Consider the following 23056-nt stretch of genomic DNA (forward strand, 5'->3'; position numbering starts at 1 on the left):
CAGCATTTGCGCGGTCAGCGGATTCCGGCGGTTCCCTGGTAAGCGAACGGGCTGACCAGCAGATCGTCCTCGGCGAATCTGGAGAGTCGGAAATCGGCGGCTCGCACATTCGGCAGCACCGTCTGGGCGCCTACGATGAGATCGGCGGTCAGCTGCCCGATGGCCGGGGCGATTTTGTAGCCATGTCCGGACATGCCGGTGGCGAGGATCAGCCCGTCGTACCGGGTCGCGGAGATGATTGGGTTGTTGTCGGGAGTCTGATCGATCACTCCGGTCGAGGTGGTTGCCACCCGCGGATCGGCGATGCCGGGGAAGCGGTGCAGCGCCTTTTCGGCGGTTGCCTCGATTGCGGCGTTCGAGGCATGCGCCGGGTAGGAATCCGGATCGTCCACGGGCCGGGTGGCGCCTTTGCCGGAGCTGTTGCCGAAGAGCATCTCACCGCCGCGAAGATGCACATACTGTTTGGCGACCAGGTCCGAGAAGACCGGGGGCGCACCCAGATCGACGCCCGGGTCGATGAGCACCTCCTGGATGAGCATCGGCTGGATCGGCAGCTCGATGCCCAGCGGTGCCAGCAGTGGCACCGACCACGCCCCGGCGGCGAGGACCACGGCAGCTGCCGCGATGATCTCGCCATCGGCCAGCTCGACGCCGCTCACCTGCTGGCCGTCGGTGCGGATCGCCTTGACCGCAGTTCCTTGCCGGATGGCGACGCCATGGGAGCGCAGCCAGCCCGCGTAGGCCTGCGCGGTGGCATAGCCGTCGGCGTAGCCGCCCCGCGGTTCATAGCAGAAGGTGGCGAAGTCATCCACGAATGCGGTTGGCCACAGCTGCTTGGCCTCGCCCTGGCCGATCTCGCGGGTATCAACACCCAGCGAGCGCTGATTGGCGAGGCTGGCGCGGAATGGCTCCAAATTCTCTTCCCCGACTCCGACCAGATAGCCAACCTGCTCGAAGCCGATGGCGCTGCCGAGGATGTCCTGGGCATTTTCGAAGAACTCCAGGCTTGCCACCGCCAGCGCGCAGACCGAGCTGACTCCGTAGTGGCAGCGGATGATTCCGGCGGATCTGCCGGTGCCTCCGGAGCCGACAGTATCGCGGTCCACGATGGTGATGTCTGTGATTCCCCGCTCGACCAGGGCGTGTGCAGTGGCCGTGCCGATCACGCCACCGCCGACAATGACGACTTCGCTCATGATTTCCTCTCCATGGTGGTGAATGCTTGGTGGTGAATCTGCAGGTCAGGCCATCACCGGGACATCCCAAAGCGGCAGTTCGATGCCGATCCGGCGTTCGCGTGCCCTTTGATAGACCTGGCTTGCCCAGGCGATGTCCTCGATCGGCATGCCTCCGACGCTGAAGACGATGATCTGAGCGTCGTCGGTGCGCCCGGGGCGCCGGCCCAGCGCGACGTCGCCGATATTGGAGACGCAGTCTGGGCCTAGGCGGTTCTCGTGCATAAGATCGACATAGCGGTTGCCGATGATGCCGATGGACTCGTGGGCCGGGTAGCCGACCTCTTCTTGCCAGTCGAAGTACATCTGCAGGTTGTCGATGAACAGCCCGCTCGCCGGATCGGTCAGTACGTCGTCGTCCAGGCTGAGATTGGAGACCGAGCAGATGAAGGCGCCCGGCTTGAGCCATGCGGTCAGCAGATGGGGGTAGCCGGCGCTGCCAGCCGGGCCCGAGACTCCGCAATGCACGATGTCGGCGCCCGCGACGGCTTCTTGCAGACTGCCGCAGACGATCACCTCCTGTACCGATGGCAGCCGGCTATGCACCCATTCCCGGTAGGCTTCCGCGCTTTCGCGGCGGCGCCCCAACACCCGAACGGTGGTGATCGGCCTGACCGCGGCATAGGCTTCGAGGCCGGTCTTGCCCATCACCCCGGGCCCGATGATGGCAGCCACCGAGGCATCGGGGAGGGCGAGATATTTGGCGCCGACACCGGGTACGGCGCCGGTACGGTAGGCCGAGAGCAGGTTGGCCGACATCAGCATCAGCGGGGCGCCGGTCTCTTTGTCGTTCAGCATGAACATCAGAATCGAACGGGGCAGCTGGCGATCCCGGTTGGCCAGATTGGAGCCGTACCATTTCATCCCGGCCGCGTCGTACTGCCCGCCCAGGTAGGCCGGCATCGCCATGAACCGCCGGTCGGGGCCATCGGCGGGCATATTCGGAAACTGCGGACTGGCCGGGAAGGTGACCATCGCGCCATGGGAATTGCCGTCATTGCCGGCCATCCGGTAGTCACCGAGCTGGAGCAGCTGGAGAGTCTGATCCATCGCCTCGACGCAGCCGGCCATATCGGTCACGCCCGCGGCGATCGCGTCCGGCTCGCTGAGATAAAGAAACGACAAGGCAGAAGCCGGCGAGCCCACGGTGCTGGTCTGCTGAACCTCGGGCGCGCGGTACACCAGACCGCCGGCGAACCAGGTCTGCTGGACCCGCACCTGGGACAGCTCGCCCGGCGCGATGGTAAACGGATTGCGGTCGCAGACAATGAAATCCGCCGATTTCCCGGCTTTCAGGGAGCCGGTGAGCTCGCCCAGTCCCAGCGAATCCGCGGCCGATGAGGTACACATCGTGATCGCCTCGGGCAGGCTGATGGCCTGATCGCCATTGAGGACGCCGGGGGTGAGCCCGAGCGGATCAGCGCGGGTCACCAGGCCATGGATGGCATACCAGGGATCGGGGGTGTCGCTGCATGGCCAATCCGATCCGCTGACCAGCTGCACGCCCAGATCGAGCAGTCTGCGGTTCGGATGAATGTCGCCTGCGATCTCGGCGGGCACGATCGTGGAGATGGCCTCGGGCACCGGGCCCGGCACCCAAAAGAAGGGTGACATCTCGGCGACAACATTCAGCTCGGCGAGGCGGGGCTGGTCTGCGGGCAGAATGAACTGGCAGTGCGACAGGTGATAGCTCTGCTCGGTGCAGCCGGCGTTGCGCAGGCGCTCGATCGCGTTCAGGGCCAGATGAATGGAGGCGTCCCCGGTGCAATGGATGATCGCGGACAGATTCCGGCCGGCGGCCTCGAACAGAACGTCGAACAGCTCGTCCTCGGCGAACAGCGTCTCGCCGCAGGTCTGCTGGCCGGGCCCATCGCCGGGCTGGGGAAGATAGGGCTGCGAGAAGGCTGCCGTACGGGCCGGCGGAACGCCATCCAAGAAGACCTTGACGAAGTTGGGACGATGATGGCTGGTGCTCAGCTCACTGCCGATCCCGTACAAGGCAGCACCGATCGGCTCGAAGCCGAAGATGTGGTCGTTGGCAGGCATCGCGCTCACCACCCAGGCGGATAGTTCGCCTGCCTCATCCAGCGCGGCGGCGCCGGCCATGATCTGCTCCGAGGCCGCCGCGTCGGCTGCCCCGGTGATACCGAAACTGTTGAGGATGCGCAGCCCCTCGCGCACGCTGCGGGAGTGATCCTGCGCGCTCAGCGCCCGGGCGGCGAGGAAGGCGTGCTCGACCGGCAGGCCGGCAGATTCATAGAGCACGCCGGTGAGTCCGCCGCTGACCGGATCCTTCACGACGGTTCCGTGCTCGGGATCGGGAGTCGAGGCATCGATTCGGGCCGCGGCCAGGGCAGCGGAACTGACCCAGCGGTTGTGACGGCTGTACTCACGGACGATCACCGGGTGCCCGGCCGCCGCCTCGTCGAGGCGCGCCAGCGCCGCTGCGGTCTCCACCTGCGTCTGCAAAGCAGCACTGTAGGGGCTGACCACCGCCCAGGCTCCCTCAGGCAGCCCGGTCACCGCTTTGCGGATCTCGGCCAGCAGGCCCTCCAGATCCAGGGTCGGCTCGACGGGATGCTCGAAGACCTCGGTCTGGCCCTGCAAGGCGCAGTGGCAGTGGGCATCGACGAACCCGGGCATCACGAATGCGCCCTCCAGGTCGATGACTTCGGTCTGCGCGCCGATCCAGCTTTCGGCGGCGCGGTCGTCGCCGAGCGCCGCCAGTTGCCCGTTCTCGATTGCGAAGGCGCTGACCCATGGCTGTGCGCTTTCGCCGGTATAGACGTGGCCGTTGGTGAAGACTTTCTCGATCATTTCAGCTGTCCCTTCAGTTCTGGGTGCTGGCGGAGCTGGATTTGCGTCCGTTGAGATTGATGGCGCGTGCCACTGCCTGCTGGATCGAGCGGTCCAGCATGACCGCTGCGACAAGGGTGAGACCGACGATCACGGTCTGCAGGTAAGGGGAGACGCTCAAGATGACCAGGCCGTTCTTGAGAGCCCCGACGAAGGCGAGGCCGTAGACCACGCCGCTGATCCGGCCCGAGCCGCCCTCGAACGCGATGCCGCCGAGCAGGACCACGGTGAGCGCGTCCACCTCCAGGCCCTGGCCGACCACCGGGCTGGTGGCCCCGAGCTTCGCGGAGAGCAGCAGACCGACGAAGGCGGCGACCAGACCGCTGACGACGTAGGTGGTGACCTTGATCCGCGAGACCGGCAGGCCCATCAGATGTGCGGCCCGGGTATTCCCGCCGACAGCGAGAATCTCGCGTCCGCGTGCGGTCCGGTTCAAGGTGAACCAGGAGGCAATGATCGCAATCACCAGCAAGACGATCTGCATCCGGATTCCCATGATGGAGGCCGAGCCGAGATTGGTGAACGACTTGGGCAGTCCGCTGATCGTGCGGCCATCGGAGAGGAACAGTGCCAGGCCGCCCCAGGCACTGAGGAAACCGAGGGTGACCACGAACGGGTTCAGCCCCGCCTTGGCGACCAGTACGCCGTTCAGCAGTCCGGCGATAACGCCCACCGCCAATCCTGCGGCGACGCCGAACAGCGGGTTCTGGGTTGCCACCATGACCTGCGAGCCGATCACCGCGGCCAGCGTCGCAATCGAGCCGACCGACATGTCGACGGTGCCTTGCATCACCACGAATGCCACCGGCAACGCGATCAGGCCCAGCTCGGAGATCTGCAGCAAGATGGTCTGCAGATTCTGTGCGCTGAGGAAGCGCGGATTGAGAATGCCGAATACGGCGATCAGCGCGACCAGTGCCAGCAAGACACCGTTGCGGACGAGGAGCATCCGGATGCTCTCTGAGCTTGGCAGCTTCATGAATCCCTACCTGTCTGGAAGAGTGAGTCGCCGGACAGGGCCAGCAGGCCGGAGAGCAGGTCGCCCTCCATCTCGGCTCCTGCTTCGACGTGGGTGGCGCGATGGCCATAGATGACGTAGGAGCGGTTGCACATGCGGGCGATCTCGTCCGACTCGGAGGAGGCGACGATGACGCAGCAGCCCTCGGCAGCGAAACTCTGCACGGCGCGGACGATGTCGTTCTTGCCGCGGATATCGACTCCCTGGGTGGGCTGCAAGAGCAGCAGGAGCTGCGGGCGGTGCGGCAGCATCCAGCGGGCCAGCAGGTGCTTTTGGCGGTTGCCGCCGCTGAATGTGTCGATCGACTGGTCGCCGGAGGGCCCCTGGACATTCAGCAAGGAGCGTGCCTGCGCATAGATCTCAGAGCCGGTGGCCGCGCGCAGAATGCCGCCGGGATCGACACTGTGATACCAGGGCAGCATCACGTTCTCCCGGGCGCTCAGGTTGTGTGCCAGGCCATCGGTCTCGCGGTCGGCCGGCACCAGGTGGATGCCTGCCCGGATCGCCTCCGATGGCCCGCTGGCGGCGAACGGGTGGCCGAAGAGCTCGAATGTCAGGTCGTCGGTTTTTCTGTTGGTGCCCAGCCCGAACAATGCGGTCAGGATGTCAAATTCGATTCCGGCCGCCATTCCGAACATTCCCACCACCTCGCCCGCCCGGAACTCGAGCTGGAGACCGGCGGGGTCGGGGTCGTGAGTGCGCAGCACGACCTCGCCGGGAGTGACTGCGGCCGGTTCGAGGTCGGTGTAGCCGGGGGCGAGCGCGGAAGCCAGCTCGGCCAGCGACAGCTCCGACATCGGCCGGTCGGTGACCACTGCGCCGGAGTTGAAGATCACCGCCCGGGTGCAGATATCCATGACGTCGGGCAGCCGGTGGGAGACGTAGATAACCGAGGTGCCCGACGCGGCGAACCGGCGGACCAGCCCGTGCAAGGTGCGGGTCTCCGGCAGGCCCAGCGCGGCTGTCGGCTCATCGAGCAGCAGCACCCTGATATCGCCCCGGACTAATCCGCGCGCCAGCGAAACGAGCTGCCGCTCACCGACCGAGAGCAACGAGACCTGGGTGTGCAGTGAGATATCGCCGAGCCCCACCTCGGCCATTGCGCTGCGCGCGGCCTCGACCCTTTCGTGATGGGATTGCCTGCGGGTATCGGCGAGGAAGAGATTGTCCCAGACCGAGATGCCCGGAATCAGACTGGGCACCTGGCTCACCACGCACAGTCCGCGCTCGGCGATCCGCGCCGGGCCCAGCCCGTTGAGCACCTCTCCGTCGATCGCTACGGTGCCCGAACCGGCCGCGAGCGCCCCGCTGGCGATATTGATCAGGGTCGTCTTACCGGCCCCGTTGTGGCCGAGCAGGCCGACGATCTCGCCCGGAGCCATCGCGAAGCTCACCTGAGACAGCGCGGTGGTCGCGCCGAAGACCCGGCTGACAGAGTCGAACGAGATACGCGGAGGAGCAGGCGGGCCGGCTGGGCCGGCCGGGCTAGTTGTTGCGGAAGTCATCGACATTGTCCTTGGTCACCTGGGCCACGCCTACCTCGATGTCGCCGCTGAGCGAGCCGTTGGCTGCCGCGAGCAGCTGCTTGACATTGGCCTCGGCCAGGTCCTGGGCATTCCAGGCGAAGGAGGTCCGCCACATGTCGTTGCCGCTGGCGATCAGATCGAGTGCTTCGGAGTCGGCATCGGTGGCGCTGACGTAGTGCTTCGGATCGTTGGCGGGCACACCGCTGTCGATCAGCGCCTGCCGGGCGCCGAGCACCATATCTGACCCGATGCCGAGCCACACCACTGTGTCGGGGTGGGCGACCAGCTGGCTTTGGGCCTGGCTGTAGCCGTCGTTGCGGGTCTTGGCCTCCAGCTGCGATATCTCGGCTTTTGCTCCGCTGGCAGCGAGCCCGGCTTTGAGACCGGCGAGCTGATCTTGGCCCAGCTGAGCGGTGGTATCCGACATAGTCGCGACTCGCACGCTCTGGCCGCCATAGGTCTGATTGATCCATTCGCCGGCGGCCTGGCCGACCTGCATTCCGGCGTCGTAATTCGAGATCAGCACGGCATGATCAACACCGTCCCATTTTCCGGCATATCCGATCACCGGAATGCCGGCGGATGCGGCCTGGGCGGTAACGGCAGTCATGGACGATGCATCCGCCGGGAAACCGCCGATTGCTTTGACATCGCCACGGGCCACCCACGACTCCCAGTCAGATACCTGGGTGGTCACATTGAAATTGGGGCTATCGGTGAGCAATTCGTAGCCGGCTTCGGAGACCATGGGCTCCATGAGCTTCAGCTGGGCATTCCAGATGCTGACATCCTGGGTGGGGAAACTCCAGGCCAGAGCCCCATTGGGTGCGTTTTCCGAGCCGGTGCTGCCGACCGTGTTTCCAGATGAGCAGGCCGAAAGACTGATAACCATAGTCACGGCGGCGATTACGGTGGCCGTGCGGGCGAATTTTGCCATGATGAGTCCTTTCGGGACGATTTGGAGATCCCGTGCAGTTGCTTATCGGACGGTTGAAAAGCTGGATCTGCGTGTGATTGATTCGCACACAAGATCTGATCTGGCCGCGAAGAGTAGCGGTCAAGAGTTGTTGCCTGTTCCGCTGAGATACTGGAAAGTGCTCGCAGCTGAAAGAAAAGGGTGGAGCTCGATTACTGCGCACGATAAATGCAGGTCAAGTAATCTGGGGTGACACGCGAGAATTCGGGTCGTTAACCCCCAATGGCTCCCAAAGGCTGAGGCCCATTTGCCAGTAGTGGCCGGGCCGGGTCCTGGCTGAGACGTGTTGTCGGCGGGGCCGCCGGCCCCGGCACTGGATCGTGGGTTCAGGATCCGGGTCTGGTGGCTTGGCCAGCGCCGGGGGAGCCCGTGTGTTGGAGCCTGCGGCGCAGATGCAGATCATCGCTGTGTCCTTCCGTGTGCTGTGAGCGGTACATTAATGAACGCATGTACACGAAAAGTTTCGCAAATATGACAACTATGTTGCGGTGTACCGGGCGGACGCTGAGCGGTTGTGGCTCGACGGGCGGTGCGGAATACCGATCTGACAACCAGATATGCGGAGCCGTGGCTAGCCTGTGCGGAAGGTCTGCAAGATTTCGGCCACGGGTTGCAGGATATTGCGGGTGGTCTCCGGACCCTGGAAGACGTACTCGACCTGGGTGTTGACGACGTAGCTCAGCAGCATGGTTGTCAGTGCCCTAACCGGTGTTTCGTTTCGCACTTCGCCGGCCTGGCGGGCCCGGTGCAGGAGCACTTCGATCTGCTTATCCCATTCTTGAAGCTCGGGGCGCCCGAGGCTGCTGGCGGCGCGGTCGGCGGCGGCGAGTCCCCAGAATCCGACGACCACCTTTGCCTCCTGGCCGGCGATATCGGTGAGCGGTAGCAGTGCCTCCACGAAGGCGAGCACGGCCTCGGCCCCGTGGGCGCCCTTCAGTGCGGCCGCAGCCCGCTTGTTGGTATTGGTGACCACAGTGCGGTAGGCCGCCGCCAGCAGGTCTGCCTTGTCGTCGAAGTAGCGCCACAGGGCGCCGTTGGAGATGCCGAGATGCTTGGCGAGGCCTCGCGAGGTCACTGCGGTCACGCCTTCGGCGGCGATGAGGGTCAGCGTCGCGTCGATGATCTCGGCGCGGCGCTGGGCATGATCGACGATTTTCGGCATGGCTCCGCACCTCCGTCAGTCGTGCCGCGCCTTGCGGACCGGTCGGCTTGGCGTGCACGTCTCGCTGAGACGAGCATGCCGGGCCAAGGCCAGCTGTTTGATGGCAGCGGTGTAACAAGATCGTGCAGTTACGTTACAACTAGACTCATAGTTCAAGCTTTGAATGATCGGTATGCTGAACTAGCTTCATCGCCGCATTACGGATGCGGCGGGGTCGGTCCCTTTCTGACGGAGAAGCCCATGACTGCGACAATCCAAACTTCCCCGAGCGTCACTTTGAGCCGCAACGAACTCGGCGTTGCGCATATCGTCTTTCTGGTGCTGGCGGCGGTCGCCCCGCTGACCGGCATGGTGGTCGTTGCCTCTATCGGCATGGCCGTCGGCAACGGCGGCGGCATGGCCGCATCGTTCGTTGTAGTGACCGCTGTCATGCTGTGTTTCGCTGTTGGCTACGGTCAGATGTCGAAGACCATGGTCAGCGCGGGCGGGTTCTACGCGTACACTGTGCGCGCCCTCGGCAATCGGGCAGGCCTCGTCTCGGGGCTCATCGCACTGCTCGGCTATAACGGCTTTGTTATTGGTGCCTTCGGCACTACCGGTTTCTTCTTCCAAGCCATTCTCGGGCCGCTGATCGGGGTCGAGATCCCCTGGGTCACCTGGTCACTGATCATGGGAGCGGCAGCGTGGATCTTCACCAGGCAGGGAGTGAGTTTCAGCGCGAAATTCCTCGGAGTCTCGCTGGTGCTGGAGATGGCCGTGCTGCTGGTCCTGGATTTCGTGATCCTGAGCCGTACCGGGTTCGCCATTCGGGCCTTCAGCCCGCAGGCCATCGGTCAGGGATCGCTGGGCCTGGGATTGCTGTTCGCCGCCAACGCCTTCGTCGGATTCGAGGCCACCGGCCTGTTCTCCGAGGAGGCCAAGGAGCCGGGCAAGACCATTCCCAAGGCGACCATCATCGCGATCAGCCTGATCGGGGCATTTGCCACCTTCACCACCTGGGCATTCATCAGCGCACTCGGCGTGATGGAGACCCAATCGGTCGCGCTGGAGCATCTGGCTGCCGGCGACCTGGTCTTCGCCATCGCCGATGCCTACCTGGGGCCGGGATACACCTTCGTGATGCAGCTGCTGCTGTTGGTCAGCCTCTTCGCCGCCTTGCTCGCACTGCACAGCTCGGCGACGCGGTATCTCTACGCGCTCGGGCGGGCCCGGGTGCTGCCGCAGTGGCTGAGCCGGACGCGCTCGCTCAATGGTGCGCCGGTCAACGCCTCGCTGGTTCAGATTGCGCTTTCACTGGCCGTTGTCGGAGTTTTCGCGGTCGTTGGCGCTGACCCGATGACCTCGCTGGTGCCGGCCATGACCGGATTCGGGACGCTCGGCATCATCTCCTTGCAGCTGCTGGCCGCTATCGCGATCATCGTCAACTTCCGGCGCAACCGCGACCCCCGGATCTGGAGCACTCTGGTGATGCCATCGATCGGCGCTCTCGGGCTTGCGGTCATCGTCACCTTGGCGATCGCGAACTTCGGCACGATGGCAGGCTCCGATTCGCCCGTGATCGCCGCATTGCCGTGGCTGCTTCCGATCGCGGTGATTGTGGGACTGGTCTACTCGCAGATCCTCAAGCGGACCCGCCCGGTGACCTACGCGGGCCTCGGCAACGACATCGAGGCGCTGGCCTCATGAGCGCTCAGCCCGGTGCGCAGGAGTGGGCGGCCGGCCCGGCACTGCACAGCAACATCGAGATCGATACGCAATTGCCGGCGTCGATGCCGCCGGTGGTACGGCAGGCCTGCATCGCATGGGGTATCACCCAGGCATCGGTCCATTTCGTGAAATACCGGGAGAACTGGGTATTCCGCGTCGATACCGCAAGCGGCAGTTGCGCGCTACGGCTGCATCGTCCGGGATACCAGACCCGGGCGGCGATCGAATGCGAGATGGAGCTGCTGACGGTGCTGGGCGAGGCCGGGATTGCGGTTCCTGAGCCGATCGTCTCTGCGGCAGGCCTGCTGGTTGAGCAGATCATCGGCCCTGACCAGGTCGCATTCTTCGTTGACCTTCAGCGCTGGATACCGGATATGGTCCAGCTCGGCGATGTCACCGACGTCTTTGTGGGAGCTGCGGTGCCCAGCGTGGCCGAGATCGAAAAGGTCGGTGAACTGGCCGCCCGCATGCATGAGGCGATCATCAGCGCCCAGCAATCGGGCAGGCTGAATGCGGACGCCCGGCTGAGCTGGGACTGCGCCGGGCTGGTGGGTCTGCGTCCGCTGTGGGGCGACCCGCTGCGGCTGGCCGAAAACGAGGACGATAAGGCCGATCTGCGCCGTGCGATGAGCCGGATCGGCCAGACACTCGCCGCGCTGCCCGCCGGGCCGGGCGAATTCGGGCTGCTGCATGGCGACTTGACCTTCGAGAATCTGCTCTGGGGCTCGGCAGGGCTGACGGTCATCGACTTCGACGATGCGGGATCGGGCTGGTATCTGTTCGACCTTGCCACCGTGCTGGGCTTCCTCACCTCGCATCCCGACTACCCGCGCTACGAGGTGGCCCTATTCGAGGGCTACCAGCGCGTCAGGGCGATCTCTGATGCACAGCTTGCCGCCTGGCCGAGCCTGCTGCTGGCCCGCATGCTCACCTACCTGGGCTGGGCAGCCGACCGGCGGGGCGATGAGGCGGCCGAGTTCTTGCGCGACGATTTCATGCCGCACGTTATATCTATGGCCCGCGGCTATCTGACTGCAGGCCAGCGGGAATAGCCTGGCTCCGGCCGGACGCACTGAGTTCAGATCCACAGCAACCATGAACGGAGTCACACGTTGACCGACACCGCACTGATCACCAACGGCCGTCCCCGAGAGGCCGTGGCACGAACGCCGCTGATGCGCCGCAGACTGGCCACCTTGGGCTCGCGCTCCCCGCTGTTCTATGCCGAGCCCCTCGAACTAGTGCGGGGGGAGAAAAGCTGGGTGATCGACTCCGCAGGCAAGCGCTATCTGGACGCGTATAACAATGTGCCGCACATCGGCCATAGCCATCCGCGGGTGCGCGAAGCGGTCTGCGATGCGCTGAGCCAGATCAATATCAACAGCCGGTATCTGACCGAGCAGCCGATCGCCTACGCCGAGCGCCTGCTGGCCACTTTCGAGCCTGGGCTGGAGCGGGTGATGTTCGTGAACAGCGGGTCGGAGGCCAACGAGCTGGCGCTGCGGATCGCCCGGCAGCACGCCCGCGGCAACGGGGTGCTGATCTCCGATTTCTCTTATCACGGCAACACCACGATGCTGGCGCAGCTCACCACGGGTCTGACGGTGCGGGAGCCCCTCGGAGAACACGTGCGCGCCATCACGATCCCCGACGTTCCGCAGGGCGCCGGCCAGGCAGAGATCTCGGCAATCGTCTCCTCGGCACTCGTCGAGGCGGATGAGGCTTTGGCATCGTTGGCCGCGTCGGGGCATCGCGTGTCAGCTGTGCTGCTCGATGCCAGCTTCTCCACCGAGGGTCTGCCCCGGGTTCCGGCCGCGTACCTGCAAGGGCTGGCCGATCGGGTCCGAAGCGAGGGCGGGCTGTACATTGCCGACGAGGTCCAGTCGGGTTTCGGGCGTTTGGGCTCGTGGATGTGGGGCTACCAGAAGTATGGTCTGGTGCCCGACCTGGTGACACTCGGCAAGCCGATGGGCAATGGCCTGCCGATCGGCGCGGTTGTGCTGCCATCGGCACTGGGGGATGAGTTCTCCTCGCGCAACCAGTATTTCAACACCTTCGCGACGACGGCGGTGCCGACCGCTGCCGCGGCGGCCGTGCTCGATGAGATGGATGATGCCGGGCTGATGAGCAAGGCAAAGGCAACCGGCGAATACCTGCGGGCCAAGCTGGCCGCGCTCGCCCCCGGTCTGCCCCAGATCGCGGACTTGCGGGGCGATGGGCTCTATCTCGGCATTGAGCTGACCGGCGATGATGGCCGTCCGGCCGCGCAGACAGCGGGCTGGCTCACCGAGGAGCTGCGGGAATGCGGCGTCCTGGGCGCACGGATAGGCAGATACGACAATGTCATGAAGGTGAGGCCTCCGCTGGCCTTTGGTCGTTCCGATGCAGACGTTTTCGCCGCAGCCTTCGCCGACGGACTGACTGCCGTGCTGGCATCCGCGACGGGAGGCTGCTGAAGTGTCGCTGCAGCTTGAGGGCACGAGGGTGCTGGTGACCGGGGCCGCGTCCGGGATCGGACTGGCGGTAGCGAAGGCAGCTCTGGGCGAGGGCGCCTCGGCCGGGGTGATCATCCGGCGCCCAGAAGCAGTCGGCGCGCTTGCCCGCGAGCTCGATGACTGCGGCCCGTGGGCGGCGGCGATTGCCGACGTGCGCGAGACAGGGCAGCTGCGCGAGGCAGTCGCCGAACTCGGCGAGAGGCTCGGCGGCATTGACATTGTCGTGACCAGCGCCGGGGTGGAAGGCGAATTCGGAGCCGCGGTCGACGATCTCACCCCAGAAGGGTTCCGCGCCGCGCTGGATATCAATGTGGTGGGAGCATTCGCCACCGTGCAGGCCGCTTTGGGATTCCTGCGGTGCTCGGCCTCGCCCTCGGTAGTGCTGATCGGCTCTGACTCCGGGTTCGTCTCCGCTCCCGGGATGCTGCCATATATCGCCTCGAAAGGCGCGGTCCGCCAGCTCACTCAGGCTCTCAGCTTGGAGCTATTCGATGATGGCATCCGGGTGAATTCGGTCTGCCCGTCCATCGTGGACACACCGATGGCGCGCCGAGGTCTCGGAGTGAAGTCATTCGACGGCGCCGGCTACCCGGTGCAGACGCCCGAGGAGACGGCATGGGCGGTGCTGATGCTCGCCTCGCCCCGGTCGCGGGCTATCAACGGCGTATCGATGCTGAGCGATTTCGGGTTCGCGGGCAGGTCCAGTTTCCCTGCGTGAGCCCGGTGCTGGCTAGCGGCTGAGCCGCTGCAGCAGCCAGCTGAATGATGTCAATGCCTGCTCCGCAGTCACCGATCCCCGGGCTATCGCCATCCCCGACTCGCGCAGCGCCCCGACCAGCATCACGGCCAGCGCCTGCACCGGCGCGTCAGCGGGCAGCGCGCCCTCGCCGACAGCGCGGCCGAGAAGCTGCTCGAAGGCTGCCATCGTCGCTTCGGAGCCGCGTCCGACGACCTGGCCTGCCGCGTTCATCCGCGGCCCGACAACGTTATAGAAACGCCCGATGCCGGGCTGGGCGGATACGTCGACGAAGCACTGGGCCCACGCCAGCATCGACTCATCCCATGCGCTGCCGGGCGATATCGCCGCAGCGCTGCTTTGGGTGATCTGATCGCTGACGGCCGCGTAAGCAGCCGCGATGATCGCGTCCAAGCCGTCAGGGAACCGCGCATACAGTGTTGCTCTGGCCATATTGGCCTCAACAGACAGCCGGTCAATGGTGATCGCCTCGGTACCCTCCGCAGAGATCAGCTGCAGCGCGGCAGAGACGATCTCGCGTCTTGCCTGCTCCTGTTGGCGCTCCCGAAGTGACATCCTCTGCCGGGTCATCGCGATCTCCTAGAGATTTTCCGCCAGGTAGTCAGTGCCCACGCTCTGCTGGATGTCGATGATGCGGCGCACATAGGGGGCGGCGGCCTGCTCCAAGGACTTGCCGATCAGCGGGACGGTGATGGCGAAGTTGGCGAGGTAGGTGACGATGCTCACCGCACCCTCCGCGGCCAGATGGGCGGTACCGGTCATGCTGGCAGGCATCCCCGGGGTGCTCACATCGAGGCTCCCGTCGCTGATGCCGACATCGGTGAGCGGGCTCCAAGCGATGGTGAGGCCCACCTTCATCGTGGGGCCGGTGAAGCGTTGCGCGCGCGCCGGAGCGGGCATCGCGGCCCAGACGTGGCTGCCCTGCGTGTCGACCGAGACATCCCATTCTTGCGCGCCCGCGCGGCGGGCGATCTCGGCGAGCCAGCGTTCGTCCGCCATCATCACGAGGATCTGGCCGGGGCTGGCGAAGTAGCTGTGTCGGGCGGTGATCTGCATGGGCTCTATTGTTGCGTACTTCCATCGGACACGGCGAAGTCCTACTCGCCGACGCATCGTGGCCACTAGTGTTGCTTGACAAGGATTCCGCTGAAGGCAGATGCTCGGAGCACGGGAGTGTGACCAGGAAATGAACAGCGACGCTCGTCGCAATCCACGGCCGAATCGTGATCACTTGCTCCGGAAGGTGGCTGATCTGGCGGCGAGCGCCGGTATCAACCTCGCCGGGCCAGAGCGGATCACCGAGTTCCTCCAGCACTATTTCAGGCACGCCGACAATTCGCTGCTGCTCACCCGGCCGCCGAAGCTGATCGCCAATGCGCTGATGCATCACGCGAAACTGGCTTGGCGCAGGCTGCCGGGGGAGTCCCATATCGAGCTGTTCACCCCGACGCTGGATATCGACGGCTGGGACGCCGGCGGTCATACCGTGCTCACCGTCGTCACCGATGACAAGGACTGGCTGGTCGACACCGTGACCATGGTGCTGAGCGGTCAGGGCTGGGCGGTTCGCGACCTCGTCCACCCGCAGTACCAGGTCGCGCGGGACGCGGCAGGAAACCTGGTCACTGTCGTCCATCGCGCTGAGGGCAAGGCTGCGGTCGCCGAAGCGTGGCTGTGGATCGAGCTTTACCCGCCGGTGGGTGCATCGGCAGAGGACGCGCTGCCCGACTTGGCGGAGGCGCTCGAGAACAGCCTGGCCGATCTCGAAGCGGCGACCCGTGACCATGACGCGATGCATGCCCGGCTGCTAAGCGCAGCAGAACAGGCCGATTCCGGCGACAACGCGGACGCCGCCACCGCGGCCCAGATGTTGCGCTGGTGCGCCGACGACCGCTTCTTGTTGCTCGGTGCCCGCGACTTCGAGCTGACCGGCAACCGGCTGCGGCCGTTGCCCGGTGGGCTCGGCATCTTGACCGGCGACGCCAGAGCCGCCCAGAGTTTTGGTGCGGTGCCGCGGGAGGGCCAACTCTTGGTGATCACCAAGGATTCGGTACGCTCCACCGTGCTGCGATCCAGCTATCTGGACTATCTCGCGCTCCATCTGATCGAGCCGGATGGTGCCCATGTCGAGCGCCGTTTCCTCGGCCTGTTCATGCCGGCCGCGCTGAGCGAGCCGGTGGCCAACATTCCGGTACTGCGTGGCAAGGCCCGCCAGATCAGTGCGGCCATCGGCTACGATCCGGCCTCCTATGGCGGACGATCGGTTGCCGCCGCTATCGAGGCTCATCCCAGGGACGATCTCTTCGAGGCCAGCACCGAGGAGCTGACCCCGATCATCGCCGAGATCGCCGATGTGGAGGATCCCCGTTGGGTGATCACCCACGTACGACCGGGCCGCTGGGGACGGTTCATCTCGGTACTCGTGCATCTGCCGCGCGAACGCTACAACACCTCGGTGCGCCAGCGGATCGAGCAGTTGCTGCTCTCGGTGACCGGAGCGCAGTCGTCTCAGTGGAGCGTTCAGATTTCGGACGCTCAATTGGCCAGCCTGCACGTCACGTTGAAAATGCCGGACGGACACGAGCTGCCAGATCTGGATATCGAGCGGCTGTCGAGGGCGATCGAGGAGACATCCCGCAGCTGGGACGACCGGTTCATCCAGATTGCCGAGCGACTGGACAGTTCCCAGCGCGGCGTCCAATACCCGGACGGCTACAAGGAACAGTATTCGCCGCTGGATGCCGTCGACGATTTGATGCTGCTGAACCAGGTGAGCGGGCCCGACGACATGGTCGAGGCCATGTATGTTCCTAGCCCACCGGAGAACGGCGTGGATTTCCGGCTCAAGATCGTGCGGGTTGACTCCGAGATGATGCTCTCGCAGATCTTGCCGCACCTGTCGAACCTGGGCGTGGACGTTATCGACGAGCGTCCATTCGACCTGCGGTTGCGTGGCGTGGACGCGCACGTCTACGACTTCGGGTTGCGGTTGCCCGGCGGAGCGGAGCGCCTCGTCGGCTGGTCACACGAGGCCAGAGCACGATTCACCGCCGCGGTAGCCGCCAGCTACGCGGGGCTGGCCGAGGCCGACCGACTGAACCGGCTGGTGACCCAGACCGCATTGAACTGGCGCCAGGTCGGGCTGCTGCGTGCAATCGCGCGCTACCTGCGCCAGTTGGGAACCACCTACTCCCAGCCATATATCGCCGAGACCCTGAACAAGCACAAGCAGATCACCACGATGCTGGTGGATCTCTTCGAGGCAAAGTTCACGCCATGGCTCACGCCGGGAGCCGACCGGGCCGCCCGAGTCGAGGACCTGACCGAGCAGGTACGCCAGGTGATCGACACCATCGCCGTGCTCGACGAGGACCGGATGCTTCGCCAGTACCTGGCGGTCATCACCGCGCTGGTGCGCACCAATTTCTATGCGTTGGACGACCCCCTGATCGCCAAAGGAACTAGCCAGCGACGAGATGCGCTCGCGCTCAAGATCGATCCCCGCAAGCTGGAATTCGCGCGCGGACCGCAACCCGCGCACGAGATCTTCGTCTACTCGCCGCAGGTCGAGGGTGTCCATCTGCGCTTCGGCAAGGTGGCGCGTGGTGGTATCCGGTGGTCGGACCGGGCGGAGGACTACCGCACCGAGGTGATGGACCTGGTCAAGTCGCAGACGGTGAAGAACGCGATCATCGTCCCGGTCGGCTCCAAGGGCGGCTTCTACCCGCTACGGCTGGCCGGTTTAGAGCCCGCCGCGCGGATCGCCGAGGCGCGGGCCAGCTATGCGGCGTTCATCAACGCTCTGCTATCGGTGACCGACAACCGCGTGCATGCCGACCCGACCCAGCACAGTGCCGCCGCGATGGATGCGACGGGTACCGGGAAGCCTGCGCGCGAGCTGATCGTGCGCCCGGACCGGGTGGTGGCCTGGGACGATGACGATTCCTACCTCGTCGTGGCGGCCGACAAAGGCACCGCGACGTTCAGCGACATGGCCGACAGGATCGCGCTGGCGCGCGGCTACTGGCTCGGAGACGCATTTGCGTCGGGTGGTTCGGATGGCTTCGACCACAAGAAGATGGGGATCACGGCCCGCGGCGCATGGATCTCGGTGCAACGCCATCTCGGCGAACTGGGGGTCGATCCGGCCGCCCACGACTTCAGCTGCGTAGGCATCGGCGACATGGCGGGCGATGTCTTCGGCAACGGCATGCTGCGTTCATCCCACATCCGGCTGGTCGCGGCCTTCAACCACCGCCACATCTTCCTCGACCCGGATCCCGAGCCGCAGGTCTCGTTCGCCGAGCGCTCTCGCCTGTTCACCGAGGGCCGCGGCTGGGACGGCTACCGAAGCGAGGCCATCAGCTCCGGCGGTGGGGTCTACCTGCGTACCTCCAAGTCGATCCCGGTGACCGAACCGGTACGCCGCAGTCTTGGTCTGGATGCGTCCATCACGCAGCTGACGCCCAACGAGATCATCAAGGCGATCCTGAGCGCGCCGGTCGACCTGATGTGGAACGGCGGCATCGGCACCTGGGTGAAGGCGACCCGGCAACCACACAGCGCGGCCGACGACCGCAGCAACGATGCCGTGCGGGTGGACGCGTCGAAGGTGCGCGCCCGCTGTGTCGGCGAGGGCGGCAACCTGGGTTGGACTCAGGCGGCGCGGGTCGAGTATGCGCTTGCCGGAGGCAAGATCAATACCGATTTCATCGACAATTCGGCTGGCGTGGCGACCTCCGACCATGAAGTGAACATCAAGATCCTGCTCGACACCGCGATCGCCGCAGGCCTACTGGATCGCGACGAGCGCAACGCTTTGCTACGGCAGATGACCGACGAGGTTGCGGAGATCGTGCTGCACCAAAATGTGGTGCAAAACCGGGCGCTTGCCAATTCGTTGCTGCAGGCGCGGGCCAACGCGGGCGTCCATGACGATCTGATCAGCGCGCTGGAGGCCGCCGGTAGGCTCGACAGGGGCCAGGATGGGTTGCCGTCCAGTCAGGAGCTGGCGGCCCGGCCCGCCCAGGGGCACGGGTTGACCAGTCCCGAGCTGGCCATGCTGCTGGCCACCGTGAAGAACGCTCTGGCCGACGACCTACTGGCCGGTGATCTGCCGGAGGACCCCTATCTTCGCGACCGCCTGATCAAGTACTTCCCGTCGGCGCTGCGAGGACGTTTCGTCGATCAGATACCGGCTCATCCGTTGGCCCGGCAGATCATCACGACCGTCGCGGTGAACCGCTTCGTCGATTCCCAGGGGATCAGCGCCGCCCACCGGCTCGCCTCCGAGACCGGCGCGGGTGCGGACGATATCGTCCGGGCGCAGCTGGCCGCCCGCAACCTGATGGATGCCGGGGCCCAAGAGTCCGCGCTCACAACCTGGAACACCGACGCCGATACCCAGACCCTGGTGCGTGTGCAGATCCGCCATCTGGTCGAACGCGCTACCCGGTGGATCCTGCGGACCCACCGCAGCGGCATCGATATCGAGGCGGTTGTCGCCGAGCTCAAGCCCGGCGTGCGTGAGGTCATGGCCCGACTTCCCGAGCTGCTCACCCAGGCCGGTGTGCAGCGTTACCGGGCAAGCGCGGACGTTCTGACCGCTCGTGGCCTGGACGCCGGGCTGGCCGAGCGGGTTGCGCGCTGGTCGCTGGCCCACTCCGCACTGCCCATCGTCCGGGTGGCAAGGCAATATGGACGCGATGTCCCGTGCTGCGCGCAGGTCTACTTCCGGTTGAGCGAGCAACTCGGTATCGAACGCGCGTTGCGTCGCTCACTCGAGCTGCCGCGAACCGGACGCTGGGAGATCATGGCCAGAGCAGCGGTGCGCGACGATCTGATCAACGCCCAGGCAGCCGTCACCGGAGCGGCGCTGGAGCTTGCCGGGCCCGAGCTGACCACAGCCGAGGCGATCGTCGACCGTTGGTGGCAGGCCAATCCGGACGCAGCTCAGCAGCAGGCGGTACTCGACGAGTTGGCGTCCGGACCGGTCGATCTGGCACGGATGTCGGTGGCTGTTTCTTCGCTGCGTGGTCTGTTGGAGAAACGGCGGGCAGGATAGAAATCATGCGCATCGATTTGCATACTCATTCCTGGGTCTCCGACGGCACCGACAGTCCAACCCGACTGGTTCTCAATGCTCAGCAAGCAGGGCTGGACATCATCGCGTTGACCGATCACGACACGTTGGCAGGGCTGGACGAGGCCCGTGAAGCGGGCCGCCGCGTGGGCATCGGAGTATTGGGCGGGGTCGAGTTGAGCGCCGTCCAGGACGGCCGAGAGGTGCACCTGCTCGGATACGGCCCGCGGCGCGACGACGAGGCGCTGAACGCCGAGTTGGTGCGATTGCGGACAGGGCGCGCGAATCGGCTGCCGAAGATGCTCGCCAAGCTGGACGGCCTCGGCATGCCGCTCACTCTCGAGGAGGTGCGGGCACAGGCCAAGGACGCCCAGACCTCATTGGGGCGCCCGCATGTCGCCGATGCCATGGTGGCCCGCGGCTACGTGGCGAACCGCGATGAGGCATTCGAGCGCTATCTCGACCGTGAAGCGCCCGCGTACGTCGGACGCCCGGCGGTGCCGTTGGCCGCAGGCATCGACCTGCTACACGGTGCCGGGGCGGCGGTGGTCCTCGCGCATCCCGGTATCCGCGGGATGTCAACGGTGCTGACCGGGCCGCTGACCGAGCGGCTGCGCGTCGAGCACGGACTGGATGGCATCGAGGTGGACTATCCGCTGCACGATCTGAACACCCGCGAGCTCTACCACCAGCTGGGCGCCCGTCTCGGTCTGGTACGCACCGGTTCGAGCGACTACCACGGCACCGGCAAGAATGGCCACGACCTAGGCTGTGCGCTCACCCGGCCACCGGCCTTCGATGAGTTGCTGCGCCGGATCAAAGCACATGGCGGAGTGATCGACTGAGCCGCCGGGCTTCACGGGCGGTGCTAATCGAGACGCTAAGCTGGACCCGCTCAACCGCAGCACGAGAAGGAGAAGCGCGACCATGACTTCAGTCGATCTGCCCACGAACTCGGCGGAATCTGGTGATGGCCTCGCCTCCTCGGTCGACGGATCTCTGCGCGCCAGCCTCAATCGCAGCGAGCAGATCGAGGCCGATCTCCAGGTACATCCGGAGCGTTACCGCATGCTGACCGGCGATCGTCCGACCGGCAAGCTGCATTTGGGCCACTATTTCGGTTCGCTGACCAACCGGGTGCGCCTGCAGAACCTCGGACTCGATTCGTGGGTGCTGGTCGCCGACTACCAGGTGATCTACGACCGCGACGGTGTCGGCGACTTGAAAGCGAACGTCTATGGCGCGATCGCCGACTACCTGGCCGCGGGCATTGATCCGGCGCGCTCCACGATCTTCGCGCATTCGGCGGTGGCGCCGCTCAATCAGCTGCTGCTGCCTTTCTTGTCGCTGGTGACCGATGCCGAACTGCGCCGCAACCCGACGGTCAAGGACGAACTGGCGAATTCGGATCGTCCGATGAGCGGGCTGATGCTGACCTTCCCGGTTCATCAGGCAGCCGACATCCTCTTCTGCAAGGCCAACATCGTGCCGGTCGGCAAGGATCAACTGCCACACCTGGAACTGACCAGGCTGATCGCCCGCCGTTTCGACGAGCGCTATGGACGCGCCGACCAGTCTCGGCAGGTGTTCCCGTTCGCCGACGCCCTGCTCTCGTCGGCCCCGAACATCCTCGGGCTGGATGGCACCAAGATGAGCAAGTCTCGCGGCAATGTGATCGAACTCGGCATGACCGCCGATCAGACCGCCAAGCTGATCAAGAAGGCCAAGACCGACTCCGACCGGCACATCACCTACGACCCGCAGAATCGTCCCGAGGTGTCGAATCTGTTGATGCTGGCCGCTCTGGCGACCGGGGACGATCCGGTGCAGATCGCCGAGCAGGTCGGCGATGCCGGCGGCGGCGGGCTCAAGAGACTGGTCACCGAGGTGATCAACGATCACCTGGCGCCGATCCGCGAACGTCGTGCCGAGTTGGTGGCTGACCAGGGCTATCTCGTCGACGTGCTGCGGGCCGGCAACACGAAGGCCAATGAGGTCGCCACGCAGACGCTCAGCGAGGTCCGCAAAGCCATGCAGATGGACTACTGATCCCAGATCTACGAGAGGTGTTGAAGGCATGTCCAATCCTCCGATTCTGCCCACCGAAGTGACTCAGACGCTCGCCACCGCCATCGGCGAGGCCGGGATCACCGCGAATGTCGGATTGATCGAACGCCTGCTCACGAACGCCATCGGGCTGGGCACCGACCCGGCAGACAAGCTTGACCTGAAGATCGCCAGCGCTGCGCTGACCGAGATGCGGGCGGCGTTCGCCCTCTTTGCGCCGTTCACGCACGTCCCCAAGGTGACGGTCTTCGGTTCGGCACGCACCAAGCCGGACGACGTCGCCTATCAGCAGACCAAGCGGGTGGCCTCCGAGTTGGCCGAACGCGGCTGGATGGTGGTGACCGGAGCCGGCCCAGGCATCATGCAGGCAGCAGCCGAGGGAGCAGGACCGGACCTTTCGCTGGGCGTCTCGATTCGACTGCCGTTCGAGGAGAAACCGAATTCCTCGATCGCTAATGGTCACAACGTCGCGATGAAGTACTTCTTCACTCGCAAGCTGATGCTGGTCAAGGAATCGAGTGGTTTCATCTGTGTACCTGGCGGGTTCGGTACCTTGGACGAGTTCTTCGAACTACTCACCTTGCAACAAACCGGCAAGTCTGAGCCAACGCCGATCGTTCTGCTGGACGAGCCGGGTGGGCGCTTCTGGACCGACTTCCGCGACTTCTTGAACCAGCATCTATTAGGCGCAGACGTCATCTCTCCGGATGACTTCGGCAGGGTCGTGCTGACCGATTCGGTCTGTGAGGCCGCTGACGAGATCACCGGTTTCTGGCGCAACTACGACTCGCTGCGCTGGGTGGGGGACCTCCTCGTCCTGAGGCTGCGTCGCGAACCCACCGAGGAGGAGGTTGCCGGGCTGAACGAGAGATTCGGCACCATGTTGACCAGGGGCACTATTCGCAAACGGGGCCCCCTTCGTCATGAGTTGGACGATGAAGACCGTCTCGGCCTGCCGCGGCTCGCCTGCCGCTTCGATCCCTATCAGGTGGGCTCGCTATACCGGCTGATTCGTGCGATCAATGGTCTGTCGAGCGCCCCCGATCCGCTGGCTGCCCCGGCAGTGACATCACCTGACGATCTGAGATAGCCGGGACGCGTCAGTGGCTGCCGGAAATGGCGGGGCTGGGGGACAGCAGCTGTCGCAATTCGCAGCGGCTGCCGGAGATGGCGGG

The 23056-nt window shown here is 65.2% G+C and carries 16 protein-coding genes; 8 read left to right on the forward strand and 8 right to left on the reverse strand.

Annotation, left to right across the window (positions count from 1 at the left end):
• Positions 1–14: 14 nt before the first annotated feature.
• The 6 genes from AAFP05_RS05790 to AAFP05_RS05815 all read right to left on the reverse strand — a co-directional run bounded on the left by AAFP05_RS05790 (position 15) and on the right by AAFP05_RS05815 (position 8773).
• Positions 15–1196 carry an FAD-dependent oxidoreductase gene (locus tag AAFP05_RS05790; RefSeq protein ID WP_341728905.1) on the reverse strand — a complete coding sequence of 394 codons (1182 nt, stop codon included), beginning with the start codon at positions 1194–1196 and terminating at the stop codon, positions 15–17.
• Positions 1197–1241: 45 nt separating this feature from the next.
• The gene (locus tag AAFP05_RS05795; protein ID WP_341728906.1) at positions 1242–4052 is read right to left on the reverse strand and encodes a tyramine oxidase subunit B; all 2811 of its coding nucleotides are present in this window, start codon (positions 4050–4052) and stop codon (positions 1242–1244) included.
• Between the two features lie 13 nt (positions 4053–4065).
• A complete protein-coding gene (locus AAFP05_RS05800) occupies positions 4066–5070 on the reverse strand; it encodes an ABC transporter permease (RefSeq protein WP_341728907.1) in 1005 nt (334 codons plus the stop codon).
• Positions 5067–6614, reverse strand: coding sequence for an ATP-binding cassette domain-containing protein (locus AAFP05_RS05805; RefSeq protein ID WP_341728908.1), 1548 nt, complete (start codon positions 6612–6614; stop codon positions 5067–5069). Before AAFP05_RS05805 ends, AAFP05_RS05800 begins: the two co-directional genes overlap by 4 nt.
• The gene (locus AAFP05_RS05810; RefSeq protein WP_341728909.1) at positions 6595–7572 is read right to left on the reverse strand and encodes a substrate-binding domain-containing protein; all 978 of its coding nucleotides are present in this window, start codon (positions 7570–7572) and stop codon (positions 6595–6597) included. Before AAFP05_RS05810 ends, AAFP05_RS05805 begins: the two co-directional genes overlap by 20 nt.
• A 610-nt stretch (positions 7573–8182) precedes the next feature.
• The gene (locus tag AAFP05_RS05815; protein WP_341728910.1) at positions 8183–8773 is read right to left on the reverse strand and encodes a TetR/AcrR family transcriptional regulator; all 591 of its coding nucleotides are present in this window, start codon (positions 8771–8773) and stop codon (positions 8183–8185) included.
• Positions 8774–9013: 240 nt separating this feature from the next.
• Between AAFP05_RS05815 and AAFP05_RS05820 the strand changes: the two genes are divergently transcribed.
• The 4 genes from AAFP05_RS05820 to AAFP05_RS05835 are packed head-to-tail and all read left to right on the forward strand — an operon-like array spanning position 9014 to position 13693.
• Entirely contained in the window at positions 9014–10459 is a 1446-nt protein-coding gene (locus AAFP05_RS05820; protein WP_341728911.1) for an APC family permease, read from the forward strand.
• On the forward strand, positions 10456–11532 hold the full coding sequence (locus AAFP05_RS05825; protein WP_341728912.1) for a phosphotransferase: 1077 nt from the start codon (positions 10456–10458) through the stop codon (positions 11530–11532). Before AAFP05_RS05820 ends, AAFP05_RS05825 begins: the two co-directional genes overlap by 4 nt.
• 60 nt (positions 11533–11592) lie before the next feature.
• Positions 11593–12936: an aminotransferase class III-fold pyridoxal phosphate-dependent enzyme gene (locus tag AAFP05_RS05830; RefSeq protein ID WP_341728913.1), complete on the forward strand. Its 1344-nt coding sequence runs from the start codon at positions 11593–11595 to the stop codon at positions 12934–12936.
• A gap of 1 nt (position 12937) precedes the next feature.
• Positions 12938–13693, forward strand: a complete 756-nt coding sequence (locus AAFP05_RS05835; protein WP_341728914.1) for an SDR family oxidoreductase — start codon at positions 12938–12940, stop codon at positions 13691–13693.
• A gap of 12 nt (positions 13694–13705) precedes the next feature.
• Here the strand turns inward: AAFP05_RS05835 and AAFP05_RS05840 are convergent, their stop codons facing one another.
• Together AAFP05_RS05840 and AAFP05_RS05845 are read right to left on the reverse strand one after the other, a co-directional pair.
• Positions 13706–14302, reverse strand: coding sequence for a TetR/AcrR family transcriptional regulator (locus tag AAFP05_RS05840; protein WP_341728915.1), 597 nt, complete (start codon positions 14300–14302; stop codon positions 13706–13708).
• Between the two features lie 9 nt (positions 14303–14311).
• The gene (locus AAFP05_RS05845) at positions 14312–14788 is read right to left on the reverse strand and encodes a DUF2505 domain-containing protein (RefSeq protein ID WP_341728916.1); all 477 of its coding nucleotides are present in this window, start codon (positions 14786–14788) and stop codon (positions 14312–14314) included.
• Between the two features lie 187 nt (positions 14789–14975).
• On the opposite strand from AAFP05_RS05845, the gene AAFP05_RS05850 reads away from it, so the two are divergent.
• The 4 genes from AAFP05_RS05850 to AAFP05_RS05865 all read left to right on the forward strand — a co-directional run bounded on the left by AAFP05_RS05850 (position 14976) and on the right by AAFP05_RS05865 (position 22971).
• Positions 14976–19796: an NAD-glutamate dehydrogenase domain-containing protein gene (locus AAFP05_RS05850; protein WP_341728917.1), complete on the forward strand. Its 4821-nt coding sequence runs from the start codon at positions 14976–14978 to the stop codon at positions 19794–19796.
• 5 nt (positions 19797–19801) lie between these two features.
• On the forward strand, positions 19802–20659 hold the full coding sequence (locus AAFP05_RS05855; RefSeq protein WP_341728918.1) for a PHP domain-containing protein: 858 nt from the start codon (positions 19802–19804) through the stop codon (positions 20657–20659).
• A gap of 82 nt (positions 20660–20741) precedes the next feature.
• Positions 20742–21863: a tryptophan--tRNA ligase gene (trpS, locus tag AAFP05_RS05860; protein WP_341728919.1), complete on the forward strand. Its 1122-nt coding sequence runs from the start codon at positions 20742–20744 to the stop codon at positions 21861–21863.
• A 28-nt stretch (positions 21864–21891) separates the two neighbouring features.
• Positions 21892–22971: a TIGR00730 family Rossman fold protein gene (locus tag AAFP05_RS05865; RefSeq protein WP_341728920.1), complete on the forward strand. Its 1080-nt coding sequence runs from the start codon at positions 21892–21894 to the stop codon at positions 22969–22971.
• Positions 22972–23056 lie beyond the last annotated feature (85 nt).

The organism is Brooklawnia sp., from assembly GCF_032229645.1.
Taxonomy (GTDB): Bacteria; Actinomycetota; Actinomycetes; order Propionibacteriales; family Propionibacteriaceae; genus Brooklawnia.

Excerpts from the sequence above, each read along its gene's own strand:
- AAFP05_RS05790 (WP_341728905.1), bottom strand. The coding sequence starts at position 1,196 with ATGAGCGAAGTCGTCATTGTCGGCGGTGGCGTGATCGGCACGGCCACT.
- AAFP05_RS05855 (WP_341728918.1), top strand. The coding sequence starts at position 19,802 with ATGCGCATCGATTTGCATACTCATTCCTGGGTCTCCGACGGCACCGAC.
- AAFP05_RS05865 (WP_341728920.1), top strand. The coding sequence starts at position 21,892 with ATGTCCAATCCTCCGATTCTGCCCACCGAAGTGACTCAGACGCTCGCC.
- AAFP05_RS05805 (WP_341728908.1), bottom strand. The coding sequence starts at position 6,614 with ATGACTTCCGCAACAACTAGCCCGGCCGGCCCAGCCGGCCCGCCTGCT.
- AAFP05_RS05810 (WP_341728909.1), bottom strand. The coding sequence starts at position 7,572 with ATGGCAAAATTCGCCCGCACGGCCACCGTAATCGCCGCCGTGACTATG.
- AAFP05_RS05820 (WP_341728911.1), top strand. The coding sequence starts at position 9,014 with ATGACTGCGACAATCCAAACTTCCCCGAGCGTCACTTTGAGCCGCAAC.
- AAFP05_RS05825 (WP_341728912.1), top strand. The coding sequence starts at position 10,456 with ATGAGCGCTCAGCCCGGTGCGCAGGAGTGGGCGGCCGGCCCGGCACTG.
- AAFP05_RS05800 (WP_341728907.1), bottom strand. The coding sequence starts at position 5,070 with ATGAAGCTGCCAAGCTCAGAGAGCATCCGGATGCTCCTCGTCCGCAAC.
- trpS (WP_341728919.1), top strand. The coding sequence starts at position 20,742 with ATGACTTCAGTCGATCTGCCCACGAACTCGGCGGAATCTGGTGATGGC.
- AAFP05_RS05845 (WP_341728916.1), bottom strand. The coding sequence starts at position 14,788 with ATGCAGATCACCGCCCGACACAGCTACTTCGCCAGCCCCGGCCAGATC.
- AAFP05_RS05840 (WP_341728915.1), bottom strand. The coding sequence starts at position 14,302 with ATGACCCGGCAGAGGATGTCACTTCGGGAGCGCCAACAGGAGCAGGCA.
- AAFP05_RS05795 (WP_341728906.1), bottom strand. The coding sequence starts at position 4,052 with ATGATCGAGAAAGTCTTCACCAACGGCCACGTCTATACCGGCGAAAGC.
- AAFP05_RS05815 (WP_341728910.1), bottom strand. The coding sequence starts at position 8,773 with ATGCCGAAAATCGTCGATCATGCCCAGCGCCGCGCCGAGATCATCGAC.